Annotated in this window: 16 protein-coding genes; 8 read left to right on the top strand and 8 right to left on the bottom strand. The window is 73.2% G+C overall.

Annotated elements, in window-relative coordinates; translation table 11 throughout:
* Positions 1–20: 20 nt before the first annotated feature.
* Entirely contained in the window at positions 21–1,862 is a 1,842-nt protein-coding gene (locus BX266_RS13800) for a stealth conserved region 3 domain-containing protein (protein WP_099899786.1), read from the top strand.
* A 232-nt stretch (positions 1,863–2,094) separates the two neighbouring features.
* On the opposite strand, the gene BX266_RS13795 is transcribed toward BX266_RS13800, so the two are convergent.
* The gene (locus tag BX266_RS13795; RefSeq protein ID WP_099899784.1) at positions 2,095–5,676 is read right to left on the bottom strand and encodes a CDP-glycerol glycerophosphotransferase family protein; all 3,582 of its coding nucleotides are present in this window, start codon (positions 5,674–5,676) and stop codon (positions 2,095–2,097) included.
* A gap of 143 nt (positions 5,677–5,819) precedes the next feature.
* Between BX266_RS13795 and BX266_RS13790 the strand changes: the two genes are divergently transcribed.
* The 3 genes from BX266_RS13790 (at position 5,820) to BX266_RS13780 (ending at position 8,797) form a co-directional block, all read left to right on the top strand.
* The gene (locus BX266_RS13790) at positions 5,820–6,818 is read left to right on the top strand and encodes a glycosyltransferase (protein ID WP_259464694.1); all 999 of its coding nucleotides are present in this window, start codon (positions 5,820–5,822) and stop codon (positions 6,816–6,818) included.
* A gap of 64 nt (positions 6,819–6,882) precedes the next feature.
* A complete protein-coding gene (locus BX266_RS13785; RefSeq protein WP_099899783.1) occupies positions 6,883–7,827 on the top strand; it encodes a YihY/virulence factor BrkB family protein in 945 nt (314 codons plus the stop codon).
* Positions 7,828–7,918: 91 nt separating this feature from the next.
* Positions 7,919–8,797 (top strand): class I SAM-dependent methyltransferase, encoded by an 879-nt coding sequence (locus tag BX266_RS13780; RefSeq protein ID WP_099899781.1) that lies wholly within the window; start codon positions 7,919–7,921, stop codon positions 8,795–8,797.
* 18 nt (positions 8,798–8,815) lie between these two features.
* Here BX266_RS13780 and BX266_RS13775 read toward each other — a convergent pair whose 3' ends face one another.
* Positions 8,816–10,018: a D-alanyl-D-alanine carboxypeptidase gene (locus BX266_RS13775; protein WP_099899779.1), complete on the bottom strand. Its 1,203-nt coding sequence runs from the start codon at positions 10,016–10,018 to the stop codon at positions 8,816–8,818.
* 137 nt (positions 10,019–10,155) lie between these two features.
* Here BX266_RS13775 and BX266_RS13770 point away from each other — a divergent pair, with 137 nt between their 5' ends.
* The 3 genes from BX266_RS13770 to BX266_RS13760 all read left to right on the top strand — a co-directional run bounded on the left by BX266_RS13770 (position 10,156) and on the right by BX266_RS13760 (position 13,671).
* Complete coding sequence (locus BX266_RS13770; protein ID WP_099899777.1) at positions 10,156–10,425, top strand: SCO4848 family membrane protein; 270 nt, start codon at positions 10,156–10,158, stop codon at positions 10,423–10,425.
* 102 nt (positions 10,426–10,527) lie between these two features.
* The gene (locus tag BX266_RS13765) at positions 10,528–12,138 is read left to right on the top strand and encodes a hypothetical protein (protein ID WP_143686923.1); all 1,611 of its coding nucleotides are present in this window, start codon (positions 10,528–10,530) and stop codon (positions 12,136–12,138) included.
* Positions 12,139–12,324: 186 nt separating this feature from the next.
* On the top strand, positions 12,325–13,671 hold the full coding sequence (locus tag BX266_RS13760; protein WP_099899773.1) for a hypothetical protein: 1,347 nt from the start codon (positions 12,325–12,327) through the stop codon (positions 13,669–13,671).
* Positions 13,672–13,742: 71 nt separating this feature from the next.
* On the opposite strand, the gene BX266_RS13755 is transcribed toward BX266_RS13760, so the two are convergent.
* The 4 genes from BX266_RS13755 to sdhC are packed head-to-tail and all read right to left on the bottom strand — an operon-like array spanning position 13,743 to position 17,159.
* The gene (locus BX266_RS13755) at positions 13,743–14,516 is read right to left on the bottom strand and encodes a succinate dehydrogenase iron-sulfur subunit (RefSeq protein WP_099899771.1); all 774 of its coding nucleotides are present in this window, start codon (positions 14,514–14,516) and stop codon (positions 13,743–13,745) included.
* Complete coding sequence (gene sdhA, locus BX266_RS13750) at positions 14,516–16,258, bottom strand: succinate dehydrogenase flavoprotein subunit (protein ID WP_099899769.1); 1,743 nt, start codon at positions 16,256–16,258, stop codon at positions 14,516–14,518. Before sdhA ends, BX266_RS13755 begins: the two co-directional genes overlap by 1 nt.
* A gap of 26 nt (positions 16,259–16,284) precedes the next feature.
* Positions 16,285–16,773 (bottom strand): succinate dehydrogenase hydrophobic membrane anchor subunit, encoded by a 489-nt coding sequence (locus BX266_RS13745; protein ID WP_099899767.1) that lies wholly within the window; start codon positions 16,771–16,773, stop codon positions 16,285–16,287.
* Positions 16,774–16,778: 5 nt separating this feature from the next.
* Positions 16,779–17,159, bottom strand: a complete 381-nt coding sequence (sdhC, locus tag BX266_RS13740; protein WP_099899765.1) for a succinate dehydrogenase, cytochrome b556 subunit — start codon at positions 17,157–17,159, stop codon at positions 16,779–16,781.
* A 239-nt stretch (positions 17,160–17,398) separates the two neighbouring features.
* Here sdhC and BX266_RS13735 point away from each other — a divergent pair, with 239 nt between their 5' ends.
* A complete protein-coding gene (locus BX266_RS13735; RefSeq protein ID WP_099899763.1) occupies positions 17,399–18,085 on the top strand; it encodes a hypothetical protein in 687 nt (228 codons plus the stop codon).
* A gap of 8 nt (positions 18,086–18,093) precedes the next feature.
* Here BX266_RS13735 and BX266_RS13730 read toward each other — a convergent pair whose 3' ends face one another.
* Both BX266_RS13730 and BX266_RS13725 read right to left on the bottom strand, forming a co-directional pair.
* The gene (locus BX266_RS13730; protein WP_399169592.1) at positions 18,094–18,723 is read right to left on the bottom strand and encodes a 2-oxo-4-hydroxy-4-carboxy-5-ureidoimidazoline decarboxylase; all 630 of its coding nucleotides are present in this window, start codon (positions 18,721–18,723) and stop codon (positions 18,094–18,096) included.
* Positions 18,724–18,847: 124 nt separating this feature from the next.
* On the bottom strand, positions 18,848–19,591 hold the full coding sequence (locus tag BX266_RS13725) for an SDR family oxidoreductase (RefSeq protein ID WP_099899761.1): 744 nt from the start codon (positions 19,589–19,591) through the stop codon (positions 18,848–18,850).
* Positions 19,592–19,717: the final 126 nt, after the last annotated feature.

The following is a 19,717-nucleotide window of genomic DNA, read 5'->3' as shown; positions in this document are numbered from 1 at the left end:
CCGGCACGCTCAGGAGAGACATGGCAGCAGGACGGGCAGTGATGAGGCCGGTGCGGCGGTTCGCCGCACGCACTCTGCGTGCGATCGGTCTGCTGCCGCAGGTGCCGCCGCCCGCCCCCGCGCCGATCGATCCGCAGCGATTGCGCGAGGACGAACTGATCGCCGCCGATCCGGCGCTGGTGCGCCACCTCGGGCAGCTGACGGAGGTCCGCGACGACCTGCTCGCCCCGCAGGCGCGGCAGGCCAACCTGATCGCCGTCGCGGAGGCGCTGGACGCCGCCGGCCTGCCCTACCTGCTGATCCCCGACCGGGGCGTCCGGCACCGCCTGGGCGTGCGGCCCGGCGGACGGGAGGCCGCGCTGGCGGCCGTCGCCGCGGCGTTCCGCGGCGCCCCCGTCTACGCGGCACTGCTCGGCCACGGCCGGGTGCACGCGACCGTGCTCGCCGAGGGCCTGCCGGCCGCGGTCGAGGAGCACGAGACGCCCCCGCCGCCCGCCGAGGCGCCGGAGGGCGAGCAGCCGCCCCTTCCGCCGGAACCGCCCGAGCGGGTCAAGGGCGTGCGCCTGTACCGCCCGGTGGTGACCACCGGGCGGACCCTGCACTACGGCCAGGACCACGGCTGCGACCTGGAGTTCTGGGACGCCACCGAGTCGCAGGCCGGAGGGGTCGCGTCCATCGACGAGACCCCGTACGGCTGGTGGCTGCCCTCGCTGGAGGCGGCCGGCACGGTCCGGGTCGGCGACCGCGAGTACCCCGTCGCCGAGCCCTTCCTGCACCACCTGCCGGAAGACGTCCGGTTCCCGGTGGACGCCGTGCTGACCTGGGTCGACGACACCGACCCGCAGTGGCAGCGCCGCCGCGCCGAGGCCCGGGCCCGCCTGTCCGGCGCCGCCCCGGAGACCGCCGACCGCCTCGACGACGGCGACCACCGCTACCGCAACCACGACGAGCTGCGGTACTGCCTGCGCTCGATCGCCATGTACGCCCCCTGGATCCGCCACCTCTACCTGGTGACCGACGACCAGGTGCCGGCCTGGCTGGACGAGGAGGCGCCCGGGCTGACCGTGGTCGCGCACCGCGACCTGCTGCCCGCCGGCCCCGTGTTCAACTCGCACGCCATCGAGACCGGACTGCACCGCATCCCCGGCCTGTCCGAGCACTTCCTGTACTTCAACGACGACATGTTCCTGGGCCGCCCGGTCCGCCCCGAGGACTTCTTCCTCGGCAACGGCCAGCCCAAGGTGTTCCGCGACACCAGGATCGTCCCGCCGTCCACGTCCACGGTGTCGGCCGACGTGTACACCGCCGCCCAGCAGAACACCCGCCGGCTGCTGGAGAGCCGTCACGGCCGGGCCTTCGTCCGGGTGCTCGCGCACGTCCCCTACGCGCTGCGGCGCAGCCTGCTGGCCGAGGCCGAGCGGCGCTGGCAGCCGGAGCTGGCGACCACCGGCCGGTCGGTCTTCCGGGCCGCCGTCGACGTCGCGCCGGTCACCCTGGCGCTGTACCACGCGCAGCTCTGCGGCGACGCCGTCGACGGCGTCCTGCGGCACGCCTACCTGGCGGTCGACCGCGCCGAGGACCGCGACCGGCTGGCCCGGCTGCTCGCCGACCGCGACCTGGACGCGTTCTGCCTGGCCGACGGCGACGCCGAGGACGGCCCGGCCGAGGAGCAGGGGCGGGCGCTGGCCGAGTTCCTGACTGCCTACTTCCCGGTCCCCGGTCCCTTCGAGACACCGGTCCGGGTGGTGGCGGCCCCCGAGGACGAGGGTCCGGACTGCGCTCCGGCCTTCGTCGGGCTGACCGAACCGGAGGCGGAAGCGACGGCGGGAATCCCGATGCCGCGCCGGGTCGAGGTCGCCTAGCGCGGCCACCGGCGCGTTCCGGTGCGGCCTGCCGGCGAGCCTCGTGCACCGCTCACGAGGACCTTCCACCGCGGACACGACAGGCTCCGCCGTGCGCCGCGCCCGCAGAGCAGGCGATCACCCCCGGCCCCGCGGAGACGTGTGGGACGAGAGGCCGGTGCTACGCAGATCCCCTCCCGCTCCGAGGATCGGAGCGGGAGGGGATCGCTGTGCCTTCGGCCGGTCGGCGGTGCTACTTGCCGCCCTCGGCGAGCATCGCGTCCGCGACCCGCCCGGCGGCCCGGCCGTCGTCCAGGTCGCAGTACGCCTCGCGGAACGCCGCGTACTTGTCGGCGTACTCGGCGGTGACCCGCGGCAGGTCGCCGAGCGCCGCGACCACCTCGGCGGAGGTGCGCAGCAGCGGGCCAGGGGCCTGCGCCTCGTAGTCGAGGGAGAAGCCGCGCAGGTTGTCGCGGTAGTGCTCGAGGTCGTGGGCGAAGAACAGCACCGGGCGGCCGGTGTTCACGAAGTCGAACACCGCGGCCGAGTAGTCCGTCACCAGGACGTCGGCGACCAGCAGCAGTTCGGCCATGTCCGGGTAGGTGGAGACGTCCCAGACGTAGCCGTTGCCCGCCTCGGCGATCTGCCCGCGGACCACTTCGTGGGCGCGCACCAGCAGCACCTGGTCCTCGCCGAGCGCGGCGCGGGCCGCGTCCAGGTCGAGCTGCAGGTTCAGCTGGTAGCCGCCCTCGGGCAGCCGCCGGTCCTCGCGGAAGGTCGGCGCGTACAGCACCACCTGCTTGCCCTCGGGCAGGCCGAGCTGCTCGCGGACCCGCTCGGCGGTCTTCTCCCGGTCGGAGGCGAACAGCAGGTCGTTGCGCGGGTACCCGCTCTCCAGCACCTCGCCGTCGTAGCCGAACGCGCGGCGCAGCACCGGGGTCGCCCACCGGCTGCCGGCCACCAGCAGGCTCCACTGCGGGACTTCCTGCTCCAGGTGCGCCAGGTAGTCGGCGTCGGTGAACCAGACCTTCTCGAAGTCCCTGCCGATCCGCTTCAGCGGGGTGCCCTGCCAGGTCTGCAGGACCACCTGGCCGGGGCGGCGGCGGAAGTAGGTCGGCAGGTGGGTGGAGGTGACGACGTACTTCGCGGTGGCCAGCGCCCGGAACCACTCGGGGGAGCGGTGCCGCACGCACTCGGCGGTCTGCGGCAGGTCGGCCTGCAGGTCGACGGAGGTCCACAGGTGGCGCAGCGGCAGGCCGCGGCGGACCAGTTCCTCGTGCACCGCGCGCGGCGAGTCCGCGTACAGCCCGCCGTCGGCGGCCCACCAGTCCTCGCGGACGGTGTGGTAGAGCACCGTGTCGGTGAGCGGCTCGCGCTGCAGGTCGGCGAAGGAGTGGCGGAGCGCGCGCTGGCGGTAGCCGCTGCGCTCGTCCGGCGTCAGCGGGTCGTGCGACTCCAGCGACAGGGTGTCGAACAGCCGGCGCTCCAGGGTCACCCGCTTGCCGCGGGCCTCGACCTCCAGCGGCAGCGTGTCGAAGGTCGACGGGGCCAGCGCCGCGGCCGGCAGGACCGCCTCGGCGGGGGAGCCGACCGGGCGGAACACCACCGTCCAGGTGCCCTTGTGCAGCGGGGCCCCGCCGGCGAAGGACGCGGTGGGCACGGCGGGCAGCGCGGCCCGGAACCGCCCGTCGGCGATCTCCACCGGGTAGGCGTGCTCCTCACGGCGCTTCAGGTGACGGATCACCAGTTCGTAGCGGTGCGTGCCGGGCAGCGGGAAGGACCCGCTGAGCACGAAGCCCTCGCCGTCCTGGGAGCGGGAGAGCTCCTCGACCACCGGCTGCAGCACCTGGTCGCACAGCTGCAGGTAGCCGCTGGGGGAGGGCTTGGCGTACAGCGCGCGGGTGCCGTCGGCGAGCGGCACGTGCAGTTCCACCGGGGCGGTCCGGTCGTCAAGCACCAGCGGCAGCCTGGTGCCGTCGGCCAGCTTGAGTTCGAGGTCCCAGCGGTCCCGGGCGCGCTCCTCGGCGGTCGGGTCCAGGGCGTCCCAGGCCCGCCGGACGGCGGTCAGCTCGGAGATCGCGACCTGCGCGGTGAACGGCAGGTCGCGGCCGGCCGGGGTGCCGAGCTCAAGTTCGACGAAGACCTCGCGCTCGGACTCGACGTGAGTGAGCTTCAGCTCCGCGCCGGCCAGCTCGGAACCGGAGCGGACCAGGCCGCGCAGCTCCACCGTGCCGCCCTGCGCGGTCGCCGCGACGGCCCGGGCCCGGACCCGCTCGACCCGCAGCAGCAGGTGGCTGTCGCGCGCCCAGGGCACGATCCGGACGTCGTCCTCGACCCAGTGCACCGGCGGGTACTCGGAGCGGTCGTGCCAGCCGACCGACACCCGGCCCTTGTACACGCCGCCCTTGCCGACGCCGGCCACCAGCACCCGCCAGGAGCCGTCCTTCCACTCGCCGCGGTGCTTGAGCCGCTGCGGGTCGATGGCGGCGGAGAAGCCCGCCCAGTCGCAGGAGTACAGGTCGTGGGGGGAGCTGGCGGTGGCCTCCGGGCTGTACTGCGCCTTGGTCTGCACGGCGATCACCCGGCGGCCCTTGGCCTCGCGCAGGATCAGCGCCTTCACCATGTCGTGCTTGTGCTCGGCGCCGAGGTGCTCGGGGAAGGCGTGCCCGGTGAGCTGCAGCCGGCCGGCCGTCCAGCGGGCCTCGTACAGCCGCGAGCGCATCACCAGGGAGTTCTTCAGCCGCAGCACGTCGGCCGGCACGCTCTTGCGCCCGCCGCGCAGGAACGGGTAGTCGGCGTACGGGCGGAGCAGGCCGCGGGCCGGGGCGGCGCCGTTGCTGTCCTTCTCGAAGCGCAGCTGCTCGATCAGCTCGTCGAGGCGGCCCTGCAGGGTCAGGTGGTACTTCAGCCGCAGCGGGGCGCGCAGCTTGCGGACCTGCTCCGGGCCGATCGCGCGCAGCAGCCGGCCGGCCGACTCCAGGTAGGCGGCGTTGTACTCGGGGTCGTTCTCCAGCACCGAGCCGAAGAACATCGGGATCTCCTCGACGAGGTTGTTCTCGTCGTAGGTGCGCAGGTACTTGCGGAACTTGGGGTCGCCCTGCTGCGACAGCCAGTCCCGGACCAGCTCCATCGACTTGACCCGGTCGATGACGCCCTTGGGGTTGGTCTTCATCTGGGTGATCGACATCTCGCCGACCTCCCGCTCGCGCCAGTGGTAGATCGGCTCGGCGAGCACGTCGACCCGGCGGGCCAGGAAGTGGTGCGGCACGCTGACCGGCGCGTCCTCGTACAGGATGCCCTCGGGGTACAGCACGCCCGCCTCGTCGAAGAACGAGCGGCGGTACACCTTGTTCCAGGCGGTGCGGTCGGTGATCAGCGCCGGGATCTCGGTGATGTGGGTGCGCAGCCGGGTCGCGGCGAACGGCTTGCGGTGGCCGCCGGACTGGTAGGCGCCGACGGCGCGGAAGCGCAGCACGTTGCCGGTGCAGAAGTCCGAGCCGGTCTCCTCCAGCGTGCCGATCATCAGCTCGTACGCGGAGGGCGGCATGGTGTCGTCGCTGTCGACGAAGGCCAGGAACTCGGTGCCCTCGGAGATGTGCCGGTAGCCGGTGTTGCGGGCCGCCCCCAGACCCTTGTTCACCTGCTTGACCAGCCGGAACCGGGAGTCCTTCGCGGCGTAGGCCTCGGCGATCGAGGCACTGGAGTCCTTCGAGCCGTCGTCGACCATGACGCACTCGAAGTCGTCGAAGGTCTGGGCTGCGATGGAGTCCAGGCACTCCTCGAGGTAGCGCTCGACGTTGTAGATCGGGACGACTACGGACAGACGGGGGGCCATCGGGAGCGCAGAGCCTTTCCTCCGGGAGTGCGAGCGGGTGGGCCCGAACAAGTTGCCGGAGTCCGGACCGTCACCGGCCGCGATCCTACCTCTCCGGGCTTGCTAGTCTGCGCCAGGCCAGGCCAGGTCAGGAGAGTGAAGAGATGCCGCGGTTCAGCGTGATCGTCCCGGTGCACGCCGTCGAGGAGTACCTACCGGACTGCCTGGAGTCGGTCCTGACCCAGTCCTTCGAGGACTTCGAGCTGATCGCCGTCGACGACCGCTCGCCCGACAACTGCGGCGCCCTGCTGGACGGGGCGGCCGCCCGGGACGGCCGGGTGACCGTCCGCCACCTGCCCGAGAACGTCGGCCTCGGGCCCGCCCGCAACGCCGGCCTGGAGCTCGCCACCGGCGAGTACGTGCTCTTCCTGGACAGCGACGACACCCTCACCCAGGGCCTGCTGGCCGCCGTCGACGCCCGGCTGCGCGCGGTCGGCGGGGCCGACCTGCTGGTCTACGACTACGCCCGCAGCTACTGGGACGGCCGGGTGGTGCGCTCCGCCTCCGCCCCCGTGTTCGCCCGGTCCGGCGCCGAGGTGTTCACCCTCGACGAGCGCCGGGACCTGCTCGACCTGCTGCAGGTCGCCTGGAACAAGGCGTACCGGCGGGAGTTCGTCGAGCAGCTCGGCCTGTCCTTCCCGCCCGGCTACTACGAGGACACCCCGTGGACCTACCCGGCGCTGCTCGCCGCCGGGCGGATCACCCTGCTCGACGAGGTCGGCGTCCACTACCGGCAGCGCCGCGAGGGCGGCAACATCCTGGCCACCGCCTCCCGCAAGCACTTCGACGTCTTCGAGCAGTACGACCGGGTGTTCGCCTTCCTGGACGCCCGCCCCGACCTGGACCGCTGGCGGCCGGCCGTCTACCGGATGATGCTCGGCCACCTCGCCACCGTGGTCTCCAAGCCCGGCCGGGTCCCGGCCGGCGACCGCCGCGAGTTCTTCCGCCGCGCCGCCGAGCACTGCGCCCGGCACCGGCCGCCCGGCTACCGGCCGCCGGCCGGCCGGGCCGGCCTGCGCGGCGAGCTGCTCAGCCGCGGCAGCTACCTGGGCTTCCAGGGACTGCGGGCGCTGGCCAGGGCCCGTCGCGCGGTCGGCCGCTGACGGGACGTCACCCGATCCGCGTCGATCCCCGCTGCGCGCGGGGATCGGGGGTATACAGCGAGGCGTGGACTTCCTCACCAAGCTGCCCGTGATCGGTCCGATCGCCGCCCGCGTGCTGCGCAGCCGGCCCTACCTGGTCTACCAGCTGTTCAGCGACGTGCAGGGCAACCGCTTGGCCGGAGCGGTCACCTTCTTCGGGTTCCTGGCGCTGTTCCCGCTGCTCACCGTCGCTCTGGCGATCGCGCTGGCCACGCTCTCCGACTCCCGGGTGCACCAGCTCCAGGACAAGATCTCCGAGCAGCTGCCCGGCCTCGCCGACTCGCTCGACCTGAACGCCATGGTGGCCAACGCGGGCACCGTCGGACTGGTCTCCGGCGTGCTGCTGCTGATCTCCGGCCTCGGCTGGGTGGACACCATGCGCGGCTCGGTGCGCACCGCGTGGCGGCTCCCCGACGAGGGCGGCAACCCGGTGCTGGTGAAGGCCTGGGACTGCCTGGTGCTGGTCGGCCTCGGCCTGGTCTGCCTGGCCTCGCTGGCCGCCTCCGCGCTCGCCACCACCCTCGCCCAGCGGATCGCCGACTGGCTGGACATCGGCGGCGGGGCCGGCCGCTGGCTGCTGTCCGTGCTCGGCTTCCTGATCGCGGTCAGCGCCGACCTGCTGCTGTTCGCCTACCTGCTCGGCCCGTTCCCGCGGATCTCGGGGCAGCGCCGACGCGCCCTGCTGGAGGGCGCGCTGATCGGCGCGGTCGGCTTCGAGGTGCTGAAGCTGGCGCTCTCCTCGTACCTCGGCTCGGTGGCCGGCCGCAGCCTGTACGGGGCCTTCGGCGTGCCGGTGGCGCTGCTGCTGTGGATCAACTTCGTCTCCCGGCTGCTGATGTACTGCGCCGCCTGGACGGCCCGGGCCGACCCGGAGCAGGCCAGGGAGCGCGCCGTCCGGCAGGCCGAGGCCGCGCTGGAAGCCGCGGGCGAAACGCCGCGTTCAGCCACTGTCCGGGATCCGGACAACTGACTATGATCCCGGTCACACCCGCTCGGCCCGTCCCCCGCCGACCGCACCGCCGTCGCGCCCCCCGCGCTCCGGCCCGCTCCCTGGAGGCTGCGTGTCCGTCCTCGGCACCACCGCCGCTCCCGCCAAGCCCGCCACGCCCGACGACGTGCCCGGCTGGTTCTTCCGCGTCGACCGGGAGGTCTTCGCCCACCTGCTGAGCCGGCAGAGTTCCGCCGGAGTCGCCGGCGACCTGCTGGAGCTGGGCGCCTACCTCGGCCGCTCGGCGATCCTGCTCGGCAGGCACCTGCAACCCGGGGAGACCTTCACGGTCTGCGACCTGTTCGACCTCGACGCTCCGGACGACGACAACTCGGCCGAGATGAGCATGTCCTACCGCGAGACCCTGACCAGGCGCGCCTTCGAGTCCAACTACCTGGCCTTCCACCCCGAACTGCCGGTGGTCGTCCAGGCCCCCACCTCGGTGCTCGCCGACGGCCGGATCCCGGCGGACAGCTGCCGCTTCGTCCACATCGACGCCTCGCACCTCTACGAGCACGTGGCCGGCGACATCCTGGTCGCCCGCGACGCCCTCGCCAAGAACGGCGTGGTCGCCCTCGACGACTATCGCGCCCCGCACACCCCCGGGGTGGCCGCCGCCGTCTGGGAGGCCGTCTTCACCCTCGGGCTGCGGCCCGTGCTGCTCACCCCCGAGAAGTTCTACGGCACCTGGGGCGACCCCGACGCGGTCCGCGCGGACCTGCTGGACCGGGACTGGCGGGGCGAGGGCTTCCGGCTCGACGAGGAGCACCTGGCCGGGCAGCTCTGCCACCGCCTGGCCTGGGACGAGCCGCGCGGCGGCGCGGAGAGCGGCGGCCGACCGCGCCCGCAGCGCTCGCTGTCCCGCCGGATCGCCCTCGACGTGCTGCCGCCGGTCGCCACCCGGGCCGTGCGCCGCGCCCTGCACGTCGGGCGCACCCGCAAGGCCGCCTGACGGCCCCGACCGGGGCCGTCAGGCCCCGGCCCGCTCGGCCCGCCGGCGCAGCGTACGCAGCCGCAGCAGGCCCGCCGCCGCGACCGCCGCGCACAGTCCGACCGCCGACCAGGTCGCCGCGCCGGGCCCGCCGGCCGAGGCGTGCGCGGCCTGCGCGGTGGCCGGGTGCTCCGGCTCCGGCTGCGCGGCGGCCGGACTGCCGGCGACCGGCTGCGCGGCCGGCTGCGGGGCGTCCGGCGCCTTCTCGGGGCCGCGGTCCTCGGCCAGCGCGCCCACCGCGGTGACCTTGCCGGCCGCGGCGAAGCCCCAGTCCAGCAGCGCTGCCGCCTCGTCGTACACCTTCGGGCTGCTGTCGGGGTGCATCACCGTCACCAGCAGGGTGCGGCCGTCGCGCTCCGCGGCGCCGGTGTAGGTCGCCCCCGCGTTGGTGGTGTAGCCGTTCTTCACCCCGATCAGCCCCTGGTACTTGCCGAGCAGCCGGTCGGTGTTGGCGATGCCGAAGCTGCCGCGCTGCCCGGTCGCCTTGTCCACCGCGCCGGGGAACTGCGCCCAGCGGGTCGCGCAGTACCCCCGGAAGTCCGGATTGCGCAGCCCGGCGCGGGCGAACAGGGTCAGGTCGTACGCCGAGGTGACCTGTCCGTCCATGTCGTAGCCGTCCGGGCTGACCACGTGCGTGTCGGAGGCCTGCAACTGCTCCGCGCGGGCCTGCATGTCGGCGACGGTCTTCGCCACCCCGCCGTTCATGTGCGCGAGCACGTGCACCGCGTCGTTGCCGGAGGACAGGAACACCCCCCGCCACAGGTCCTCGACCTTGTACTCCAGGTCCTCCTTGATGCCGACCAGGCTGCTGCCCGCGCCCATCCCCTGCAGCTCGGCGGGCGCCACCTTGTGCACCTCGGAGGCCGGGAAGCGCGGCAGCACGGTGTCCGCGAACAGCATCTTCAAGGTGGACGCGGGCGGCAGTTGGGCGTGCGCGTTGAACGCCGCCAGGACGTCCCCGCTGCTCGCGTCCGCCACGACCCAGGACTTCCCGGTCAGCCCCTGGGGCAGCGGCGGCGCGCCCGCCCCCGGCGCCACCTGGACCCCCGCCGCGCCCAGCCGCTCGCCGCCCACCACCGCGGGCGGCGGGCCGTCCCCGGGCGCGGCGAACGCCGGCCGGGCCGGCACCAGCAACAGCGCGGCGGCTGACGAAACCTGGACGAACCGGAGGATTATCTGCATTCCGTAAAAATGCCCAGCACCCGGGCCGCCCTTGCCGGATCCGCGGCCCGACGCCACGAACGAGTACCGCCCACTGCTCCGATCGGCGGGCCCCGCATACTGGACGCGCACCCCGTCTGCCGCGAAGGACCCCCGCCATGAAGCTCAGCCGCCCGGTCTCCTGGTTCCTCACCGCCTTCGGCGTCTGGTCGGTCTTCATCTGGACGACCTTCGTCAAGAACCTGTGGAAGGACTCCGGCGGCCAGGCCTTCGTGAACGGCGACCACGGTCAGCCGACCGCCTTCTTCTGGGTCCACCTGCTGCTCGCCGTCACCTCCCTGCTCCTCGGCCTCGCCATCGGCTGGATCGGCGTCCGCGGCCTGCGCGCCCTGCGCCGCCCCGCCGCCGAGGGGCAGCCCGCCGAATAGGCCGTCAGCCCCCTGCAGTACCGTCACTTCGCTTGCGCACCACGGTGCGTGGCCGGGCCGGCCGATCATGGGCGGCCCGAACGACGTCCTGTGGGGGAACCCTTGTCCCGTCCCGTGTCTCCGCGGCTGCTCGCCGTCTGCGCCGGAGCGGTCCTCACCGCCGGCCTGTTCGCCGCGCCCGCCGCGCAGGCCCAGTCCGGCTCCGCCGTCACCGACCCGACGGTCCGTCCCGGCACCTACCTGGACAACGGCTACACCGACGGCTGCAACGCCACCGGCACGCCCGGCTGGGTCGGCGCCGGCTACCCGGGCGCGGTGCTGTCCGCCCGCACCGACGCGCCCGGCGCCCGCTTCAAGGTGTGGGACGCGAGCGGCGCGAAGGTGCTCGACACCACCGCCGACACCGACGCCGTCGGCGGCGTGCAGACCTCCATCGCCGACCTGCCCGACGGCGCGGGCTACACCTGGCAGGTGTGGCCGCAGTACCGACCCGGCTCCGGACAGCCCACCGAGACCTGCCGCTTCGGCGTGGACACCGCGGCGCCCGCCAGCCTCACCGTGCACTCCGACGACTTCCCGGCCGAAGGCGCCGGCAAGTACGCGGGCCAGAACGGGGTGTTCACCTTCTCCGCGGCCGACGCCGGCTCCGGCCTCGCCTGCTTCCGGTACGTGCTGGACGGCACCCCGAGCGTGGGCGGCTGCGCCCCCGGCGACGGCGTGGTCGAGCCCGGGGCCGACGGCGCCGTCAACGTCACCCTCAAGCCGGGCAGCCGGGGCAGCCACCACCTCCAGGTCCAGGCGGTCGACCACGCGGGCAACACCACCCAGCCCTTCTCGTACACCTTCTACGCCCCGTCGAACCCCAACCCGCCGAAGGTGCTCGGCGACGTCGACAACGACGGCGTGCCGGACATCCTGCTGCCCGACGCGCAGGGCAACCTGCTGGTGATCGGCGGCGGCTCCGCCACCGCCGCCCCGACCACCGTGGTGCCCGCCTACCGGGCCCCGTTCGGCGGCAGCTGGACCGGCCTGCAGGTGGTCCACAAGGGCTGGAGCGGCGGCGGTGCGCCCGCCGACACCATCTACGCCCACGCTCCCGGCGGCGACTACCTCTACCAGTACGTCAACCAGGGCGTGCTGCCGCTGGGCCGCCGCTCGCCGCAGCTGGTCGACCACGCCACGGACTGCGTCGACACCGCCTTCGCACCGGTGGCCTGCCCGCCCGGCATGGCCACCGGCTTCGCCGAGGTGCAGCAGCTGGTCGCGTTCGGTCCGACCGACCCGTCCAGGCCGAACGGCATCACCCTGCTGGACGTCGAGAACGGCGACCTCTGGCTGCAGAACGACCCCTCCCGGTTCGGTGACGCCGCCCGGCTCACCACCACCGGCCTGTGGAACGGCTACGACCTGATCGCCCCCGGCCCCGACGCCGCCGGCAACCTGGCGCTGTGGTCGCGCGAGCAGGCCACCGGCACCCTGCGGGCCTACGCGGTGCCGAAGCTGGCCGACGGCAGCTACGACTTCTCCGGCCTGGCCGACCCGGCGAACGGCACCGTGATCGGCAGCTTCCCGGTCGCCGAGTACCCGACCCTGGGCAGCTCCGGCGACCTGGACGGCGACGGGCAGAACGACCTGTACGCCGTCACCCCGGACCGCCACCTGCTGACCTACCAGGGCGTCGGCGCCCCGAAGGACCGCGGTCAGCTCGCCTGACGCACCATCAGGGCCCCGTTCCGGCCACCGCCGGAGCGGGGCCTTGGCGTGTCCGGGACGGAACGGGGTGCGGGCCCTCTGGAGGTGGCCGAATCCTGCTGCTAGCCTGCGCGGCACGAACCTTCCGGGCGTAGGGCGGCGAGGGGCCGCCGCCGGGCCGGGGAGCAGGGGATGGGGAGGCTCGGCATGAGCACCAGCACCACCCTCGGCGAGGCCCGCCCCGAGTGGGCGCAGCGCCAGGAACGCGAGCGGCGGCACCGGCGCGCCAAGTCCCGGCTGCGGCTGCCGTTCGCGGTCTCCGCGGCCTGCCAGCTGGTGCTGCTGCTCTGGTGGGCGGCCGTGTACCCGGCGTTCAACGGCACCGCCCCGGACGGGTCCGCGCCGCTGTACGAGGCCGCCGTCCGGGCCGGTCACGCCGGGCCGGTGACGCTGGTGCAGACCGGCGCCCTCGCCTTCGGGCTGGGCTACCTGGTCGCCGCGCTGGCCCGGTTCGGGGTGCGCGGACGCTACAGCGGGCCGATCGCGGTGGCCCTGGCCGCGCTGCCGCCCACCGGCAGCCTCGCCGTCTCGCTCAGCCCCGAAGTGCCGTTCACCGCCGCCGCGGTGCTGCTCACCGCGGCCGGGCTGCGGCTGCTCGCCCGGCGCACCGAGGGCACCCTGCAGCGCGGCGGGCCGGCCCAGCGGCTGGATCTGGCCGTGCTGTTCTCGGCCGTCCTGGTGCTCGCGCTGACCGGCACCCGCGGCGCGGGCGCCGCGCTGGTCGCCGCCCTGGTGCTGCTGCTCGCGCTGCCCCGGGTGCGGGCGAAGGTCGCGCTGCTGACCGCACTGGCGCTGGCGGTGCCGATCGCGCTGGCCCTGCTCGGCCACCCGGCGGCCCGCACCGGCGACCTGCACACGCTGCGCGCCGCCGACCTGGCGCTCGCCCAGCACCGCGACCCGGCGACCGTCACCGGCCCGGCGCTGACCGCGGCCGCCCCGCCCGCCGCCTGGGACGCGGCCGGCGCGGACTGCTCGGCGACCGCCGCCCTCACCGACCGCTGGAGCGCCCCCGCCGCCCGCCGCGGCAGCGACGAACTCGCCGCCGCCTGGCGCGGGTTGCTCCGCGACCACCCGGACCGGGTGCTGGACGCCCGGCTCTGCCGCAGCCGCCTCGCCTGGAGCGTCTGGGCGGGCGACTCGGGGCCGCACGCCGCCACCCTGGTCCCCGATCCGGCCCCGGCCGCCCGCGGCCTGTTCGGCCCGCTGCACTCCGCCGCCACCTGGAGCCACACCCTGCTGCGCGCCCCGCAGCTGGACTGGCTGCTCTGGCGCGGCGCCCTGTGGGCCTACCTGGGCCTGGCCGCGGCCGTGCTGTACGCCTGGCGGCACCGGCTGCCCGCGCTGGTCCCGGTGGCCGGCGCGGCCGTCCTGGGCACCCAGCTGGCGCTCACCGCCGCCGCCGCCGACCAGGACTACCGCACGATGGCCGCCGCGCTCTTCGTCGGCCCGCTGCTGGCCACCCTCGCCACCGTCCGGGCCCGGCGCGCCGTCTGACGGAGCGCCCGACCGGACGCCGAAGGGCCCGCCCGGAGCGAACTCCGGACGGGCCCTTCGACCAGGCGGGACTAGAAGCGACGCGTGACGAGCGCGCGCTTCACCTCCTGGATCGCCTTGGTGACCTCAATGCCGCGCGGGCAGGCCTCCGAGCAGTTGAAGGTGGTGCGGCAACGCCACACGCCCTCACGGTCGTTGAGGATCTCCAGGCGCTGCTCGGCGCCCTCGTCGCGGGAGTCGAAGATGAAGCGGTGCGCGTTGACGATCGCCGCCGGGCCGAAGTACTGGCCGTCGTTCCAGAACACCGGGCACGAGGAGGTGCACGCGGCGCACAGGATGCACTTGGTGGTGTCGTCGAAGCGCTCGCGGTCGCTCTGCGACTGCAGGCGCTCGCGGGTCGGCTCGTTCCCGTCGGTGATCAGGAACGGCATGACGTCCTTGTACGCCTGGAAGAACGGGTCCATGTCCACGATCAGGTCCTTGAGGACCGCGAGGCCCTTGATGGCCTCGATCGTGATCGGCTTCTCCGGGTTGACGTCCTTGATCAGGGTCTTGCACGCCAGCCGGTTGCGGCCGTTGATCCGCATGGCGTCCGAACCGCAGATGCCGTGCGCGCAGGAGCGGCGGTACGTGAGCGTGCCGTCCTGCTCCCACTTGATCTTGTTGAGCGCGTCCAGGACGCGCTCCTTCGGGTCCATCAGGAGCTGGTAGTCCACCCACACCGGGTCCGGGTGCTCCTCCGGGTTGAACCGGCGGATCCGGAAGGTGACGTTGATCAGCTGGACGCTGCCCGACTCGGCCGCGTCAAGCGCGGCCGAGTGCGTCTCGACGGTCGGAGTGGACATCAGTACTTACGCTCCATCGGCTGGTAGCGGGTCTGCACGACCGGCTTGTAGTCGAGGCGGATGGAGGTGGAACCGTCCTCGCCCACCTCGCGGTACGCCATGGTGTGCTGCATGAACTTCACGTCGTCGCGGGTCGGGAAGTCCTCGCGGTAGTGACCGCCGCGGGACTCCTCGCGGGCCAGCGCCGACACGACCAGCACCTCGGCCAGGTCGAGCAGGTTGCCCAGCTCGATGGCCTCCAGCAGGTCCGTGTTGTAGCGCGAGCCCTTGTCCTGGATCGAGACGTTCTTGAAGCGCTCCTTGAGCGCCGCCACGTCCTCGACCGCCTGCTGCAGGGTCTTGCCGGTGCGGTAGACGGACGCGTTGGCGTCCATCGACTCCTGCAGCTCCTGGCGGATCTTGGCGACGGACTCGGTGCCGGTGGACTCCCGCAGGCCCTCGACCAGCGCCTCGACCAGCGCGCCCGGGTTCTCCGGCAGCTCGACGAAGTCGTGCTTGTCGGCGTAGGCGGCGGCGGCGATGCCCGCGCGGCGGCCGAACACGTTGATGTCCAGCAGCGAGTTGGTGCCCAGCCGGTTGGCGCCGTGCACCGACACGCACGCGACCTCGCCCGCGGCGTACAGGCCGGGGACGACGTCGGTGTTGTTGCTCAGGACCTCACCCTCGACGTTGGTCGGGATGCCGCCCATCGCGTAGTGCGCGGTGGGCTGGATCGGGATCGGGTCCGTGTAGGGCTCGATGCCGAGGTAGGTGCGCGCGAACTCGGTGATGTCCGGCAGCTTGGCGTCCAGCTGCTCCGGCGGGAGGTGCGTCAGGTCCAGGTAGACGTGGTCGCCGTCGGGGCCGCAGCCGCGGCCGGCCCGGATCTCCGAGTAGATCGCGCGGGAGCACACGTCACGGGACGCCAGGTCCTTCATGACGGGGGCGTAGCGCTCCATGAAGCGCTCGCCGTCCTTGTTGCGCAGGATGCCGCCCTCGCCGCGGGCGCCCTCGGTGAGCAGGATGCCCATCCGCCAGATGCCCGTCGGGTGGAACTGGAAGAACTCCATGTCCTCCAGCGGCAGGCCCCGGCGCAGCGCCACGGCCTGGCCGTCACCGGTCAGGGTGTGGGCGTTCGAGGTGACCTTGAACATCTTGCCGGTGCCGCCGGAGGCGAACACCACGGCCTTGGCCTGGAAGACGTGGATCTCGCCGGTGGCGAGCTCGTACGCGACCACGCCGGCCGTGCGGCCCTCGTTGATCAGCAGGTCGAGGACGTAGAACTCGTTGAAGAACTCGACGCCGTGCTTGACGCAGTTCTGGAACAGCGTCTGCAGGATCATGTGGCCGGTGCGGTCCGCGGCGTAGCAGGACCGGCGGACCGGGGCCTCGCCGTGGTTGCGGGAGTGGCCGCCGAAGCGGCGCTGGTCGATCCGGCCCTGGTCGGTGCGGGAGAAGGGGAGACCCATCTTCTCCAGGTCGAGGACCGCGTCGATGGCCTCCTTGCACATGATCTCGGCGGCGTCCTGGTCGACCAGGTAGTCACCGCCCTTGACCGTGTCGAAGGTGTGCCACTCCCAGTTGTCCTCCTCGACGTTGGCGAGCGCGGCACACATGCCGCCCTGCGCCGCGCCGGTGTGGGACCGGGTCGGGTAGAGCTTGGTCAGGACCGCGGTGCGGCTGCGCTGCGTCGACTCGATGGCCGCACGCATGCCCGCGCCGCCGGCGCCGACGATGACAGTGTCGTACTGGTGAATCTGCATGGGGGTCAGTCGCCTCTGGTGGCTCGTCAGATGTTCGGGTCGAAGGTGAAGATCACCAGGGTGCCGAGCAGGACCGTGAACACGGTCGCGACGCCCAAGAGACCCTTCAGCCACAGACGAGTGGCGTCCTTCTCCGCGTAGTCGTTGATGACGGTGCGCATGCCGTTGGAGCCGTGCAGCATGGCCAGCCACAGCATCAGCAGGTCCCAGCCCTGCCAGAACGGCGAGGCCCAGCGGCCCGCCACGAAGGCGAAGCTGATCCGGGAGACGCCGCCGTCCAGCATCAGGTTGATCAGCAGGTGGCCGAGGACCAGCACCACCAGGACGACACCCGACAGGCGCATGAACAGCCAGGCGAGCATCTCGAAGTTGGTCCGGGTGCGGCGCGGCGTCCGCTTGCTGCGCGACCGGGCCGGCTCCACCACGAAGGCGTCCGCCGGGTTGCCGGTGCCGAGGCCCTTACCGGTGTGGGCCTGCAGCGAGGGCACCACCAGGTCGTTGGTCTCAGTGGACATACGGATCAGCCCCCGAACCAGGTGCGAAGGGTGTGCTGCAGGACGGGGCCGAACGCGCCGCCCATCAGGACGACCCAGATGCCGACGACGGTCCAGAGCATCTGCTTCTGGTACTTCGGGCCCTTGGCCCAGAAGTCCACCGCGACGACCCGCAGGCCGTTCAGCGCGTGGAACAGGATGGCGGCCACCAGGCCGTACTCCATCAGGTTCACGAGCCAGAACTTGTACGTGGCGATCACCGAGTCGTACGCCTCGGGCGACACCCGCACCAGGGCGGTGTCGAGAACATGTGCGAACAGGAAGAAGAAGATCAGGACGCCGGTGACTCGGTGAGCCACCCAGCTCCACATGCCTTCCCGGCCGCGGTACAGCGTTCCAGCCGGCACGGAAAACCCTCCGGAAGCGGTTCGGGGGCTCGGCCGGCTTCGGTGTCGGTCAGCCCGGCCGGATACGGTCCACCGGCCGCGAGCATCCTATCGACGCACCGTCGCCAACAGCCGACGGGGGCCCCTGGTGTGATCAATCAGGCACGCACGGCCTAATCGGGACGGGAACTATGACGCTCCGTGACCGTTTCGTTGCGCTACGGTGCGGTCCCCTGCCGCAGACCGAAGAGAGACCCGACGTGCGACCCCTGCCCGTCCTCGCCGCGCTGGCCCTGACCGCCGGCTGCGCCGCCGCCCCGCCCGCCCCGTCCGCCGACCGGGCGGGGACCCCCGCCGCCGGGTACGACGCCGCCGCGGTGCGCGCGCTCGCCGTCACCGACGCCGACCTCGCCGCCGGCTGGCACGTCACCGTGATGCAGCCCGGCCAGAGCGACATCTCCAGCCCGCCGGAGACCGCCGACGTGCCCGCCTGTCAGCCGGTCCTGGACGCGCTGACCCCGTCCAAGGGCGCCGCCGGGCCGCTCGCCGAGGCCGACCTGGACATCGCGCGGGAGGGCGACAGCCCCGCCTCGGTGTACACCGCGATCCTGGCCTTCCGGCCCGGGCGGGCCGCCGCGGTCCACGCCGGACTCGACCAAGTGCTGGACCGCTGCCGGGCGTTCGGCTCCGCGGCCGGACGGCACCTGCTCACCCGGCTCGACACGCCCACCCCCGGAGGAGCGGACGCCGCCACGGCGTTCACCCTCACGAATGAAACCGGCGGCGCCACCTTCGCCCAGCGGGCCCTGGTCACCCGGACCGGTGACGTGCTGACCGTGTTCACCACCCTGGACGCCGAGGGGCGCCCCGCCCCGGAGCCCGACCGGGAGGTGGTGCGGGCCCAGCTCGAGAAGCTGGGCGGGTCCCGACCGGGACCCGCCCACTAGTCCTCGACCTAGTTCTTGACCGCCACCAGGTGCTCCAGGCGGCCGAGCGCGATCCGCCGCAACTCCTCGGCGGAGATGAGGCGTTCCTCGTCCCGGTCGTTGGCCAGCCTGGTCCGGATCGAGGTGAGGACGGCGTCCAGCATCTCCTCCGGGTCGACGCCCTCCAGGCAGACCACGAAGACGTGCCCGAAGCGGGCCTCGTAGGCCGCGTGCGCCGCCCGGAGCGCGGTGTGGGCGGCCTGGCTGCCGGGCGCGCGCATGCCGAGCAGCGGCTGGGGCATCCAGCTCTCGTCGGCCAGGGCCTCGGCGAGGTCCGCGGGGCGCAGGTCGTAGCTGGCCTCGCTGGCGGCGGCGAGCAGTGACTCTATGTCGGGGTACGGGCGGTGGGCGGTGAGGCGGAGGGCCCAGCGGTGGCTGCCGCAACAGGCGAGCAGTGCTTCCTCGACCGCGCCGGAGTCGGCTTCGTTGAACCGGTGAAGCCCCAGCAGGGACGGTTCCGTCCGCGCGTCGAGACGCTGCGGCGGGATGTCGCTGGCCAGCGGATCCTCCTCGTGAGGGCAGGAAGGGGGGAGGCTGCAGAGACGGAGGGGAAGTGGGTGTGCGGAGGGTGCGGCAATGCCGTCGCTCGGGGCTGACACAGCTCGGCGGGGCAGCGCCTCCACGGTAGTTGAGGGCTCATCAGTTGGGGAGGCGGCGGGCCGATTTCACTCGATCGAGCTATCAAGTTGTGACCCGCCGCCCTTCTCGTTCACGCGGAGGCGATCAACTGACCCGATGCACCTTGTGGTTGGCGGCCTGGGCGCGCGGCCGGACCACCAGCAGGTCGATGTTGACGTGGGCGGGCCGGGTGACCGCCCAGGACACCGTGTCGGCGATGTCCTCCGAGGTCAGCGGCTCGGCGACGCCGGCGTAGACCGCGTCCGCCTTGTCCTGGTCGCCGCGGAACCGGGTGAGCGCGAAGCCCTCCGACCTGACCATGCCGGGCGCGATCTCGATCACCCGGATCGGCTCGCCCACCAGTTCGAGGCGCAGGGTCTGGGCCACCGAGTGGACGGCGTGCTTGGCGGCCACGTAGCCGCCGCCGCCCTCGTACGCGGCCAGCGCCGCGGTGGAGGACATGATCAGCACGGTGCCGTCGCCGGTGGCGCGCAGCGCCGGCAGCAGCGCCTGGGTCAGGTGCAGCACGCCGATCACGTTGACCTCGTACATGGTGCGCCAGTCCGCGGGGTCGCCGTTCTCGACGCTCTCCGCGCCGAGCGCGCCGCCCGCGTTGTTCACCAGCACGTCGACCCGGCCGACCTCGGCGGCGAAGGCGTCCACCGCGGCCCGGTCGGTGACGTCCAGGGTGTGGGCCCGGCCGCCGATCTCCTTGGCCAGCTCCTCGATCCGCTCGGTGCGGCGCGCGGTCAGCACCACCTCGAAGCCGTCCGCGGCCAGTCGTCGGGCGGTGGCCGCCCCGATGCCGCTGCTGGCGCCGGTGACCACGGCCACCTTCTGCTCGGTCATGTCGTGCACTCCTCGTGTGTCCGGTCGGTGGACCGATCATCCCAAGGGGCGGGTCGTGCGTGTTGTGAGCAAGCTCCCAGCCGTGGCATCTGTCTGGTCCCGACGCGGCACGACTACATTGCGTAT

It is taken from the genome of Streptomyces sp. TLI_171, from assembly GCF_003610255.1.
GTDB lineage: Bacteria > Actinomycetota > Actinomycetes > Streptomycetales > Streptomycetaceae > Kitasatospora.
Note: the sequence above shows the minus strand (reverse complement) of the source record. Positions and strands in the feature narration are given on the sequence as shown.